Source organism: Acidovorax sp. SUPP3334, from assembly GCF_030159055.1.
Taxonomy (GTDB): domain Bacteria; phylum Pseudomonadota; class Gammaproteobacteria; order Burkholderiales; family Burkholderiaceae_C; genus Paracidovorax.
Genome location: NZ_BQXQ01000020.1, coordinates 81,034 through 93,602, shown reverse-complemented (window position 1 = coordinate 93,602; position 12,569 = coordinate 81,034). Strand labels below are relative to the sequence as shown.

The 12,569-nt window shown below is 64.1% G+C and carries 7 protein-coding genes; 4 read left to right on the top strand and 3 right to left on the bottom strand.

Annotation, left to right across the window (positions count from 1 at the left end):
- Window positions 1–379 precede the first annotated feature (379 nt).
- Both AVHM3334_RS13265 and AVHM3334_RS13260 read left to right on the top strand, forming a co-directional pair.
- Complete coding sequence (locus AVHM3334_RS13265; protein WP_284412941.1) at window positions 380–748, top strand: DUF1493 family protein; 369 nt, start codon at window positions 380–382, stop codon at window positions 746–748.
- Window positions 749–929: 181 nt separating this feature from the next.
- On the top strand, window positions 930–1,979 hold the full coding sequence (locus AVHM3334_RS13260) for an LLM class flavin-dependent oxidoreductase (protein WP_284412939.1): 1,050 nt from the start codon (window positions 930–932) through the stop codon (window positions 1,977–1,979).
- A gap of 103 nt (window positions 1,980–2,082) precedes the next feature.
- On the opposite strand, the gene uvrA is transcribed toward AVHM3334_RS13260, so the two are convergent.
- On the bottom strand, window positions 2,083–8,016 hold the full coding sequence (uvrA, locus tag AVHM3334_RS13255) for an excinuclease ABC subunit UvrA (protein WP_284412938.1): 5,934 nt from the start codon (window positions 8,014–8,016) through the stop codon (window positions 2,083–2,085).
- A 233-nt stretch (window positions 8,017–8,249) separates the two neighbouring features.
- On the opposite strand from uvrA, the gene AVHM3334_RS13250 reads away from it, so the two are divergent.
- A complete protein-coding gene (locus AVHM3334_RS13250; RefSeq protein WP_502869905.1) occupies window positions 8,250–9,359 on the top strand; it encodes an ABC transporter substrate-binding protein in 1,110 nt (369 codons plus the stop codon).
- A 375-nt stretch (window positions 9,360–9,734) separates the two neighbouring features.
- Complete coding sequence (locus tag AVHM3334_RS13245; protein ID WP_284412936.1) at window positions 9,735–10,844, top strand: ABC transporter substrate-binding protein; 1,110 nt, start codon at window positions 9,735–9,737, stop codon at window positions 10,842–10,844.
- Window positions 10,845–11,038: 194 nt separating this feature from the next.
- Here the strand turns inward: AVHM3334_RS13245 and AVHM3334_RS13240 are convergent, their stop codons facing one another.
- Both AVHM3334_RS13240 and AVHM3334_RS13235 read right to left on the bottom strand, forming a co-directional pair.
- A complete protein-coding gene (locus tag AVHM3334_RS13240) occupies window positions 11,039–11,239 on the bottom strand; it encodes a hypothetical protein (RefSeq protein WP_284412934.1) in 201 nt (66 codons plus the stop codon).
- Window positions 11,240–11,379: 140 nt separating this feature from the next.
- The gene (locus AVHM3334_RS13235) at window positions 11,380–12,342 is read right to left on the bottom strand and encodes a porin (RefSeq protein WP_284412932.1); all 963 of its coding nucleotides are present in this window, start codon (window positions 12,340–12,342) and stop codon (window positions 11,380–11,382) included.
- Between the last annotated feature and the right edge of the window lie 227 nt (window positions 12,343–12,569).

The window sequence follows — 12,569 nt, the reverse complement described above, 5'->3', positions numbered from 1 at the left end:
CTCGGACATCTGCAAAACTCCCAGAAAACAAAATCTGATTTGTTGATTCTCAGGGGATCAAGCAACTAGCGGAACTGGCGAAAACCCAGTGTTCATGCGGGTTGCCAGGGTTTTGCAGGGGCGACTAAAAATTCCCGCCCCCTGCACTCCAGGGAGCCTCTCAAAACCCCTATCCCAGCCACTCGGCGCCCTTACAAATCAACGAGTTACGGCGCTCGAATTTGCAAATTCGGAGGTTTTGAGAGGTTCCCTGTTGTGTCAAGGAAAGCTCTGCCTTTTGAACTGAAATACAAGATTCTTCCTACAGTCACCTGGAAGAGTATGTTGCAGTTAAAAGTATTGTTTGTGGAAATTGCAAACGAAGAGGACAGGATTTTTAATGGACAGAAATCTTATTGCAGAAATAGAGGATTTCGCCAGAAAGGAATCTGGTGTTTTTCCGAGCAAAATTCTAAATCAATTCACAACAATAGAGGATGATCTGCAAATCACAGGAGATGACGCAGTAGATTTCATGGAAAAGTTCTTTGATAAATTCGAAGTAGATTACGAAACATTCAATTTTCAAAGATACTTTAACGGAGAGGGTTTGAATCCATTAAAATTTCTATTATTGCCCTTTCCTGGCTTTCGAGCAAAGTTAAAAAAAGAAGTCATTAAAGTTCCACTGACATTGGGAATGCTCGCCAGGGCCGTTGAATTAAAACGATGGGACGCTTCAAAAATTGAAGGGCAACACGCGGACTGATCATCGAATTCCTGATTCACCATTAATTCTGTTCCGGCCCCTACGGATTGAGGTAGCGCAAAACATCCTTCCACCCCAAAAAATAATGAAATCAAATACGCCATCGATCAACTCGATTACGCGTGAGCACGTTTCTTTATTCATTCAATCGCATTGCGCTCTCCAGTGACCTTTTCTACCCATGTACGATTCGCTTCTCAGCCCTGAACGCCCCCGCGAAAAAACTCCGAATTCATCCAGGCCTCTTAAAACCACGATAAAGCCCTGGATTTTCGAGCAGCTCAACACATCCGCCGATCCCTCTGCCTCAACCCATTGCCGCGACGCCTTTCAAGAAGAGTTCGCGTGGCGCCTCAACCTGTGGACCGAAGCCGAACATCTTGGCTTTCACGGCATCTTCTTCAGCGAACACCATTTCAGTGGCGCCCGGATTTCTCCCTGTCCCGGCATCCTTGCAGCCGCACTCGCAGCCAGAACGCGGAATTTGCGCATCGGCATCTTGGGTTGGGTCCTGCCCCTATGGCATCCGTGGCGCTTTTTGGAGGAGGTGGCCATGTTGGACCACCTGAGCGGGGGAAGGCTGGAGGTCGGCGTCGCCCGTGGCTCCAACCCCTTAGAAGCGCAGGCGGTCGGCATAGCTCAGGAGGACATCACGCCCATGTTCAACGAAGCGCTGGACATTCTGGACAAGGCATGGCGCCATCCCACCTTGTCTCACCATGGCCGATATTGGTCGTTCGACCAATTGCCCATGCTTCCCAGGCCGCTCCAGCGGCCCGGCCCGCCGGTGTGGGCCACCATCCGCAGCAATGCCTCGGCGCAAGAGGTAGCGCAACGGGGGTACAAGGCATGCACCGGCTTCTTGGCGACGCCGCAGATCAAGGAACTCTTCGACAACTACCGGAGTGCATGGACAGCGAACGGCAATCACTGCAACCCTGATCGATTGGCTGTCCGCCGCTGCATCTTCGTTGCCCAGAGCGCCTCGGAGGCCAGGGAACATGCCCAGGCGGCGCAAACGCAGATTCCATCCATCCTGACGGACGACATCATCGCGGGCACACCGGACGCAGTGATCGAGCAAATCGTTGAACAAGCAAGGCTGACAGGTGCTGCCAACATCGTCGGATTTTTTGCGGGTAATCGAGAAAACCGGGCTTCTTTCGAAAACTCCTACCGGCTTTTTGGCACCCAAGTCATTCCCACGTTGCAGCGCACAACCATGAATTGAAGGCGCTGGGCGCCGTGCATCGGATTTGCGCGCGCCCTCCGAGTGCATGGAGAGAACGACGGGGGCACGCCACCTCCAGTCCCATGCGTTCTAAAACCAGCCCCTATCCCCTCGCCAGCACCGGCCCCAGCGCCTTGCCCGTGTGCGTGCCCAGCCGCACCACGTCCTCGGGCGCCGCCGCCGCAACGATGCGCCCCCCTTCCCGGCCGCCTTCCGGCCCCAGGTCGAGAATCCAGTCGGCTTCGGCGATCACGTCCAGGTCGTGCTCGATGACGATCACGCTGTGCCCGCCGTCCACCAGCCGGTGCAGCACCTGGATGAGCTTGTGCACGTCGGCCATGTGCAGGCCCACCGTGGGCTCGTCCAGCACGTAGAGCGTGTGCGGCGCCTTCTGGCCGCGGCGGCCAACCTCGTCGCGCACCTTGGTCAGCTCGGTGACGAGCTTGATGCGCTGCGCCTCGCCGCCTGACAGCGTGGGGCTGGGCTGGCCCAGCGTGAGGTAGCCCAGGCCCACGTCTTTCAGCAGTTGCAGCGGGTGCGCGATGCTGGGCATGCTGGCGAAGAACTCCACCGCCTCGTCCACCTCCATCTGCAGCACGTCGCCGATGCTCTTGCCGCGCCAGGAGACGGCGAGCGTCTCGGGGTTGAAGCGCGCGCCGTGGCAGGTCTCGCAAGGCACCTTCACATCGGGCAAAAAGCTCATGGCGATGGTGCGGATGCCCTGGCCTTCGCAGCTCGGGCAGCGGCCTTCGCCGGTGTTGAAGCTGAACCGCCCGGCCGCGTAGCCGCGCGCCTTGGCCTCCAGCGTTTCGGCGAAGAGCTTGCGAATGGTGTCCCAGAAGCCGATGTAGGTGGCGGGGCAGCTGCGCGGCGTCTTGCCGATGGGGGTCTGGTCCACCTCCAGCACGCGGTCCACCGTCTCGAAGCCGGACAGGCCGGTGCAGCCCACGAGCGGGGGCGCCCTGCCGGCGTCCATCGCGTCGCGGCCGGCCTTGGTGGAGCGCTGCTGCACCCAGGCCTGCACATTGGCCAGCAGCACGTCGCGCGCCAGGGTCGATTTGCCCGAGCCGCTCACGCCGGTGACGGCCACCAAGCGGTTGAGCGGCACGCTGGCCGTCACGTGCTGCAGGTTGTGCAATTGGGCGCCGCGAACGGTCAGCCAATGCTCGGGGTCGGCCGTTTTGGTATCGTTTTGGCCTTGCGCCCTAGTATTATCTGCGGTAACAGCTATCAAAATAGTAGCATCCGAACGGACGATATGCACGGGCGGCACCACCGGGCGCCGGGCTTTGAGCGGATGCCGCATGGCGTGCAGCAGGTAGCGGCCGGTCTGCGAGTCTTCGGCCGCGGAGATGTCCGCCACCGAGCCCTGGGCGACCAGCCGCCCGCCACGCTTGCCGGCGCTGGGGCCGATGTCGATGATGTGGTCGGCGCGGCGGATCGTGTCCTCGTCGTGCTCCACCACCACCAGCGTGTTGCCCTTGTCGCCCAGCTTGTGCAGCGCGTTCAGCAGGATCTGGTTGTCGCGCGCATGCAGGCCGATGGTGGGTTCGTCCAGCACGTAGCACACGCCCTGCAGGTTGCTGCCCAGTTGCGCGGCCAGGCGGATGCGCTGCGCCTCGCCGCCCGAGAGCGTGGGGGCGCCCCGGTCCAGCGTGAGGTAGCCCAGGCCCACCTCCTCCAGGAATTCGAGCCGGCTCTGGATCTCGGGGATCAGGTCGCGTGCGATGCCGGCCTCGCGCTGGCTCAAGGCCGCGCCCTGCTGCAACCCTTCGATCCACTGGCGAATGTCGGTGACCGACAGCGCAGCGATGGCGGCGATGCCCACGCCCGCACGGCCGGCAGCGGCGTTCTCGCCGAAGCGCACGGCGCGTGCCGTCGCGTTCAGCCGCGAGCCCTGGCAAGTGGGGCAGGCCACGTCGGCCATGTCTTCGGCTTCGGGTTCGGCAAAGGTCTGCTCACGGCCTTTTTCCTTGTCGTCCTGCACCGAGTCGTCGAACACCTTGCGCTGCTCCTTGGTGAGCTTGACGCCCGTGCCCACGCAGTCGGGGCACCAGCCGTGCTTGCTGTTGTAGGAGAACAGGCGCGGGTCGAGTTCGGCATAGCTCGTGGCGCACACGGGGCAGGCGCGCTTGGTGGAGAACGCCTGCAGCGTGCCGATGTGCGCGGTGGCGCCGCCCGCCAGCATGGCGTCCTTCAGGCCGTCCAGCTGGCTCAGCACATGCACCACGCCCTTGCCCAGTTCCAGCGCGCGCGCCAGCGACGAGCGCAGCAGCCCTTCGTTCTCGGGCGACACGTCCAGGCTGGCCACGGGCAGCTCGATGGTGTGTTCCTTGAAGCGGTCGATGCGCGGAAAGCCCGTGGTCGGCAAAAAGTGCCCGTCCACCCGCAGGTGGGTGTAGCCGCGCGGGCGCGCCCAGTCGGCCAGCTCGGTATAGACGCCCTTGCGGTTCATCACCAGCGGCGCCAGCAGTCCGATGTGCTGCCCCTTGAAGTGGCGCAGCAGTTGGGCGGCGATGCTGTCGGGCGTCTGCGGCTGCACGGCGGCGCCATCGAAAATGCAGTGCTGCACCCCCAGCTTGACGTACAGCAGGCGCAGGAAATGCCACACCTCGGTGGTCGTGCCCACCGTGCTCTTGCGGCCGCCACGCGACAGGCGCTGCTCGATGGCGACCGTGGGCGGAATGCCGTACACCGCATCCACCTCGGGTCGGCCCGCCGGCTGCACGATGGAGCGCGCGTAGGCGTTGAGCGATTCGAGGTAGCGTCGCTGGCCTTCGTTGAAAAGAATGTCGAACGCCAGCGTCGATTTGCCCGAGCCCGACACACCGGTGATCACGTTGAACTGGCCGCGCGGAATGTCCACGCTGAGGTTCTTGAGGTTGTGCTCCTTGGCGTTGACGATTTCAATGGCGTTTTTGGCTGCCGGCGCATGTTTGGCTAGGGCGGTCTGCTTCTCTTTTCGTAGCACCGCCGCCTTTTCGTGCACCGAGTGGCCGCCCTCGCCCAGGGCCTGCTCGTACTCGCGCAGGGCCTGGCCGGTGTGCGACGTGCGGTGCTGGCGCACGTCTTCGGGGGTGCCTTCGGCCACCAGCAGGCCGCCACCGTCGCCGCCCTCGGGGCCGAGATCGATGATCCAGTCGCTGGCGCGGATCACGTCCAGGTTGTGCTCGATGACGATGAGCGAATGCCCGGCATCCAGCAGCTTGCGCAGCGCGCGCATGAGCTTGGCGATGTCGTCGAAGTGCAGTCCCGTGGTCGGTTCGTCGAACAGGAACAGCGTGCCCTTGCGCGCCAGCGGCTGGCGCGACTTGGATTCGCTGCGCGCCGCCTCCGCCAGAAAGCCTGCGAGCTTGAGGCGCTGCGCCTCGCCGCCCGACAGCGTGGGCACGGGCTGGCCCAGCTTCACGTATTCCAGCCCCACTTCCACGATGGGCTGCAGCGCGCGGATCACGTCGCGGTCGGCGGCGAACAGCGAGGCGGCCTCGCTCACCGTGAGGTCGAGCACGTCGGCGACGTTGAAGGAGCGGCCGCCGCGTTCGAGGGTCACTTCCAGGATTTCAGGCCGGTAGCGCTTGCCGTCGCAGTCGGGGCAGCGCAGGTACACGTCCGACAGGAACTGCATCTCTACATGCTCGAAGCCCGAACCGCCGCAGGTCGGGCAGCGCCCGTCGCCCGAGTTGAAACTGAACTTGGACGCGGTGTAGCTGCGCTGGCGCGACAGCGGCGCCACGGCGAACAGCTCACGCACCGCGTCCCAGGCGCCCACGTAGCTCACGGGGTTGGAACGCGCGGTCTTGCCGATGGGCGACTGGTCCACGAAGACGACCTCGCCCAGGTGGTCGGCGCCCAGCAGGCGGTCGTGCGCACCGGGCGTCTCCGTCGCCTTGCCGAAGTGGCGCAGCAGCGCGGGGGCCAGCACGTCCTGGATGAGGCTCGACTTGCCCGAGCCGCTCACGCCGGTCACGGTGACCAGGCGCTGCAGCGGGAACTCCACCGACACGTTCTGCAGGTTGTGCTCGCGCGCGCCTTCCAGGATGAGGCGCGGCGTCGATTCGGTCACGTGCCGCTGGTAGCCCATGCCGATCTGCTTGGTGCCGCCCAGGTACTGGCCGGTCAGCGTGTCGGCGCGGCGCAGGTCGGCCGTGGTGCCGTCGAACACGATGGAGCCGCCGCGCTCGCCGGGGCCGGGGCCCATGTCGATCACGCGGTCGGCCGCCAGCATGACGGCCGGGTCGTGCTCCACCACCACCAGCGTGTTGCCCGCATCGCGCAGGCGCAGCATGGCCTCGGTGATGCGGTGCATGTCGCGCGGGTGCAGGCCGATGCTGGGCTCGTCCAGCACGAACAGCGTGTTCACCAGCGAGGTGCCCAGCGCCGTGGTCAGGTTGATGCGCTGCACCTCGCCGCCGCTGAGGGTGCGGCTTTGCCGGTCCAGCGTGAGGTAACCGATGCCCACGTCGCACAGGTACTTGAGGCGCGTGGTGATCTCTTCATGCAGCAGCTTGAGCGCCTGCGCGTCGCCCCCGGCCGCGGCATCGCCCTCGGGCAGCTCCATGCGGTCGAAGAAGCGCCGCAGCCGGTCGATGGGCAGCAGCATCAGGTCGTGCAGGCACAGGCCGGGCAGCGCTTCGAGCTGCGCGCGGCTCCATTGCACGCCTTGCGGCATGAAGCGGCGCGCGGGGTCGATGGCCGCGTCGGCATCTTCCTTGCCGCCCACGCGCCACAGCAGGCTCTCGGTCTTCAGGCGCGCGCCGCCGCAGGTGGGGCACGGCGTGTAGCTGCGGTACTTGGACAGCAGCACGCGGATGTGCATCTTGTAGGCCTTGCTCTCCAGGTATTCGAAGAAGCGCTTGATGCCGTACCACTGCTTGTTCCACTGCCCGTCCTTGTAGCCGGGCGCGCCGCCGATGACCCATTGCTTCTGGTCTTCGGTGAGCTTGTACCAGGGCGTGTCGCGCGGAATGCCGGCGGTTTCGGCATGGCGCATGAGGTCGTCCTGCGCCTCTTTCCACGCCGGGGTCTGGATGGTCTTGATCGCGCCCGCGCGCAGCGTGAGCTTTTCGTTGGGGATCACGAGGCCGTAGTCCACGCCGATCACGCGGCCGAAACCCCGGCAGGTGTCGCAGGCACCCACGGCGGAGTTGAACGAGAACATCGAGGGGATCGGCTCGCTGTAGCGCAAGTCGCTGTCCGGGCAATGCAGCCCGGTGGAAAAGCGCCAAATCTCCCGCGCCCCCACGCTTCTCGCTGCGCGTGGTGCGCTGCCCCCCGAGAGGGCTGATCCGCCTTGGGACGGCCCGGCGGCGGATCCGGGCTCGCCTTCATCAACCAGTCGGTACACGTTCAGCCGCCCGGCGCCGCGCTTGATCGCCACCTCGATGGCTTCCACCACGCGCGCCTTCTCGGCGGTGCCGAGGCGGAACCGATCGGCCACCACGTCCAGCAGCTTGCGCGGGCCGGTGGGCGTTGCGACCTCACGCTCGGCCTGCACCTTGGTGAATCCGCTGGCAGACAGCCACTGCTCGACCTGCTCGGGCGACGTGTTGGCTGGCAATTCGACCGGAAAGGTCAGGACGATGCGCGGGTCGCCCGCTTCGGCACAGCGGCGCTGCAGGTCGGCGTAGATGGTTTCGGGCGAATCGTGGCGCACCGGTTGCGCGGTCTGGCGGTCGAACAGTTGCCCGGCGCGGGCGAAGAGCAGCTTCAGGTGGTCGTTCAGCTCGGTCATCGTCCCGACCGTGGAGCGGCTGGAGCGCACCGGGTTGGTCTGGTCGATGGCGATGGCGGGCGGCACGCCCTCCACCTTGTCCACGGCCGGCTTGTCCATGCGGTCCAGAAACTGGCGCGCGTAGGCGCTGAAGGTTTCCACGTAGCGGCGCTGGCCCTCGGCATAGAGAGTGTCGAACACCAGGCTGGATTTGCCCGAACCGCTCGGGCCCGTGACCACCGTCAGCTCGCCAGTGCGAATGTCCAGATCGAGGTTCTTGAGGTTGTGCTGGCGGGCACCGTGGATGCGGATCAATCCCTGGGTCATCGGGGGTCTTTCGGGTGGGGAGGCGAAGCATTCTATGGACTGCGGCCGCGTGCGGAAGGTAGGGCGTTTTCCCATATCGGGGCGACTCGGCCATTGGCAACCGCCCCCCGCCTGATGGAATGGGCTTCGCACTCAGGGTGTTACCGGTTGTCACGAATTCCCAACTGCGGCATGGTGCCGGTCAGGCGGAGGGCTTTCCTCTGCAGTCTTTCACGGATTCGACAGGAGACACCATGAACCTCATGCGCAAAACCGGCTTGGCGCTGCTGCTGGCAGGCTTGCTGTCCGCCGCGCACGCTCAGATCCTCATCGGCCAGACGGCGGGTTTCACGGGCGCCGTCGCGTCCGGAGTGCAGGAAACGACCGATGGCGCCAAGCTGTACATCGACTCCGTCAACGCCCGTGGCGGCGTGCTGGGCCAGAAGGTGGAACTCATCTCGCTGGACGACAAATTCGACCCCCAGCTGGCCACCGCCAACGCCCGCAAGCTGATCGAAGAGCAGAACGTCTCCGCCCTGTTCCTCACCCGCGGCACGCCCCACACCGAGGCCATCATTCCCCTGCTGGACAAGCACGGCGTGGTCCTGGTCGGCCCGTCCACCGGCGCCATGGTGCTGCACCGTCCGGTGCGCAAGAACGTCTTCAACGTGCGCGCCACCTACCAGCGCGAAGCCGAAAAGGCCATCTCCCATCTGGTGTCCATGGGCATCACGAAGATCGCCGTGGTGCAGGCGGACGACAGCTTCGGGGCCGACGGCATGATGGGCGCGCAAAAGGGCCTGGAGGCCGCCAAGCTCAAGGCCGTTCTGCAGGAAAAGTTCGACCGGTCCAAGCCGGACTTCGGCCCCATCGCCCCGAAGATCGTTCAGTCGCAGGCCCAGGCCGTGCTGATGATCGCCTCGGGCACCGCCGTGGCCGAAGGCTACGCCGCGTTCCGGGCCGCCGGCTCGGCCGCGCAGATGGTCACGCTGTCCAACAACGCCTCGGCAGGCTTCGCCAAGAGCCTGGGCGCCAATGCGCGCGGCGTGATCGTCACCCAGGTGTTTCCCAATGAGCGGGCGATGAATTTCCCGCTGGTGCGCGAAGCCCAGGAACTGGCCAAGGCCCAGGGCAAGGAAATCAGCCCCGCCATGCTGGAAGGCTACGCCGCCGCCAAGGTGCTGGTGGAAGGCCTGCGCCGCGCGGGCCCCAAGCCCACCCGCGAACGCATCCACGCCGCGCTGGAAACCCTGCAGAAGTTCGACCTGGGGGGCCTGGAAGTCAATTTCAGCCCGGAAGACCACACCGGGCTGGACTTTGCCGACCTGTCCATCATCGGAACGGACGGCAAGTTTCGCCGCTGAGCGCCATGAAGGCGCCTGAGCGCCGTCATCCCCGCTGCCCGGGGTTGAGGGAGTAGCTGGGCCAAGACCAGGACGGGGCCAGGGCAGGGCTGCGCAACGGGTGCGGCCAGCCGTTGAGGCACGGCCTGGAATGATCTGGCGCCGCCTTTTCCCGGTGCGTCCATGGCCCTCACCCGCGCTGCCTCCCTCAAAAGACCCGGCTCCGTCCCTGGACTGGACGCGATGGCCGACCCCTGGGCAGGGGGATATGTGGAGAATCATCTGGCAACGGCACAATTCCCATGCCGTTCGGTTAACCGCCACTTGCCTGAGAATGTTTTTGCAACCCTGCAAAGCCCGGGCGTGGCGTGATCCCTTCTCCCTCAATCCATCACCATGACTTCTCTTCACAAACTCGGCGCGGGCATCGCGCTGGCCGCATGGCTGTCGGTCGCGCCGGCGCAGATCCTCATCGGGCAGACCGCCGGCTTCACCGGAACGGTCGCTGCGGGCGTGCAGGAAACCACCGACGGCGCCAAGCTGTACCTCGACGCGATCAACGCACGCGGCGGCATCCATGGGCAGAAAGTGCAGCTGATCTCGCTGGACGACAAGCTCGACCCCCAGCTGGCCGCTGCCAACGCCCGCAAGCTGATCGAAGAGCAGCACGTTTCCGCGCTCTTCCTCACGCGCGGAACGCCGCCGACCGAGGCCGTCATTCCCGTTTTGGACCAGCACGGCGTCGCCCTCGTCGGGCCATCCACCGGCGCCATGGCGCTGCACAAGCCGGTGCGCAAGAACGTGTTCAACGTGCGGGCCCCCTACCAGCGCGAAGCCGAGAAAACCATCGCGCACCTGGTGTCCATCGGCGTCACCAAGATCGCCGTGGTCCATGCGGACGACAGCTTCGGGGCCGACGGCCTGGCCGGCGCGCAGAAAGGGCTGGACAACGCCAAGCTCAAGGCGGTGCTGCAGGAAAAGATCGACCGATCCAAGCCCGATTTCTCGGCGCTCGTGCCCCGAATCGTCCAGTCGCAGGCCCAGGCCGTGCTGATGATCGCCTCCAGCACCGCCGTGGCCGACGGCTACAAGGCGCTCCGCGCGGCCGGCTCGGCGGCGCAGCTGGTCACGCTGTCGAACAACGCCTCGGCGGGTTTCGCCAAAAGCCTGGGCGAGAACGCCCGCGGGGTGATCGTCACCCAGGTGTTTCCCAACGAACGCGCCGTGAACCTGGCGCTGGTTAGCGAAGCGCACGAGCTGGCCAAGGTGCAGGGCAAGGACGTCAGCCCGGCCATGCTGGAAGGCTTCGCGGCCGCCAAGGTGCTGGTGGAAGGCCTGCGCCGCGCCGGGCCCAAGCCCACGCGGGAACGCATTCGCTCCGCGCTGGAGGGCTTGCAGAAGTTCGACCTGGGCGGACTCGAAGTGAGCTACGGGCCCGACGATCATTCGGGGCTCGACTTTGCCGAGCTTTCGATCATCGGATCGGACGGAAAATTCAGGCGCTGACGGCCAGGGTGAAGGACAAGTTGCCAGGAGCCGCCTCGCCCACCCACTCGCTTCAAGCCAAAAAACCAAAACCGGTCCATGAAAACAAAAAGGCCGGCCAGTTCCTGAGAACTGGCCGGCCTTCGCTTTTTTGGCGGAGCCGAATGCCCCAAGGCCGCATCAGCCGGGCACCCGGCCCCAGCGCTTCAAGCGCGTCAAGACGCGCTGCTGGCGGCGGATGCAGGGGGTACGGGCACCGACGCGGGGGTGCTGGCCGCTGGCGCAGCGGTTTCAGGCACGTGGACCGCATCGGCTCCATGTTTTTCACCGCTCATGTCCACTTTGTCCCCGGCTTTCATGATGACGAAGAGCGACAGCGCTGCAAACAGAACGAAGCCCACGACGATTTTCCACATACCTATCTCCTTTTTGAGTGACCAGAACGGCCGAAACGGTTGAAAAAAAGCCCCACACCCCTTTCGGGATGTGAGGCTCTGTTTGCGTGAAGCGCTTGGCGAGCGGCCGGAACCACCTGCGAAGCGACGTCCATCAGCAATTAGAAAGCGTGGCGAACACCCACTGCCACGGAGCTGAAGTCAGCGCCGGCGATACCGGTCATGTAAGCAGCGTTGCGGCTGTTGTTGACCTTCGTGTAGTAGCCGTACACCTTGGTGCGCTTGCTCAGGTTGTAGTTGTAGCCCAGCGTGTATTGCGTAGCAGCGCTGTCAGACACGTTCTTGTACTTGCCGGCGCGGCCCACGTTCACGTGGAATTCCGAAGCGCCCATCAGGTAGGCACCCGACAGACGGAAGGTGTTGCGCTTGCCGCCGTTCAGGACGTATGCGTCTTCGTCACGTTGATAGTAACCACCGAACATGAACGAACCCATCGTGTACAGGCCGCGCAGTGCGAACTGGTTCACGTCGCCTTGCTTGCTGTAGCCAGCGCCCAGGGCCAGAGCGCCCAGGTTGTAGTTGGCAGCCAGGTCATAGGCGTTCTTCACGCCGACGGCTTGCTCGTGCAGAGCCACGGCGCCTTCAACGGTCAGGCCGCCGAAGTCAGGGGTGCGGTAGGAAATCTTGTTGGCATCGGGCATCACGTAGGCGTAGAACGCGTCGGACGACGAACCGGTGTCATGGTTGTGCAGGCTGACGTAGTCGGCCGTAGCGTAGTAGGACTCAGCCGTGAAGCGGCCCAGACGCAGGGCGCCGAAACCACCCGACAGATTCACTTCGCTTTGACGGGCGAAGAAACCACGTGCGTCGGAAGAACCGGTGTCAGAGGCAAAGCCGCTTTCCAGTTGGAAGCCAGCCTTCAAGCCGCCGCCGAGGTCTTCCACGCCCTTGAAACCAAAACGCGAAGCGTTGTTGAACAGACCGGTGGTCTTGGTGTCGCCCACTTCCTGGCGTTCCACCGTGGTGTTCACACGGCCATACAGCGTGACGCTGCTTTGAGCGAAGGCAGCGGTGCTACCCAGGAGGGCCAGCACAGCCAGTGCCAAACGGTTCGTCTTTTGCATGTGATTTCCTTGAATGCTTTTATTCATCAGATGGTTGGGTAGGCACTGCAGAGCGGGTGGCCGCCGGACGTTGGTGCAACTACTTACGAAATTTTAGGTGTTGCCACCCAAATACCAGCATGCAAAGTCACTTTGATAACAACGCTGATGCATTACCGCCACACTTTGGCGTTTTTTGCCAACACATGACTACCTTTACACACTGCGGACCACCGACTTTGCAGCGG

What these genes read in the sequence shown, in the direction of transcription:
- AVHM3334_RS13265 (WP_284412941.1), top strand. Translation starts at nt 380, where the DNA reads ATGGACAGAAATCTTATTGCAGAAATAGAGGATTTCGCCAGAAAGGAA.
- AVHM3334_RS13260 (WP_284412939.1), top strand. Translation starts at nt 930, where the DNA reads ATGTACGATTCGCTTCTCAGCCCTGAACGCCCCCGCGAAAAAACTCCG.
- uvrA (WP_284412938.1), bottom strand. Translation starts at nt 8,016, where the DNA reads ATGACCCAGGGATTGATCCGCATCCACGGTGCCCGCCAGCACAACCTC.
- AVHM3334_RS13250 (WP_502869905.1), top strand. Translation starts at nt 8,250, where the DNA reads ATGAACCTCATGCGCAAAACCGGCTTGGCGCTGCTGCTGGCAGGCTTG.
- AVHM3334_RS13245 (WP_284412936.1), top strand. Translation starts at nt 9,735, where the DNA reads ATGACTTCTCTTCACAAACTCGGCGCGGGCATCGCGCTGGCCGCATGG.
- AVHM3334_RS13240 (WP_284412934.1), bottom strand. Translation starts at nt 11,239, where the DNA reads ATGTGGAAAATCGTCGTGGGCTTCGTTCTGTTTGCAGCGCTGTCGCTC.
- AVHM3334_RS13235 (WP_284412932.1), bottom strand. Translation starts at nt 12,342, where the DNA reads ATGCAAAAGACGAACCGTTTGGCACTGGCTGTGCTGGCCCTCCTGGGT.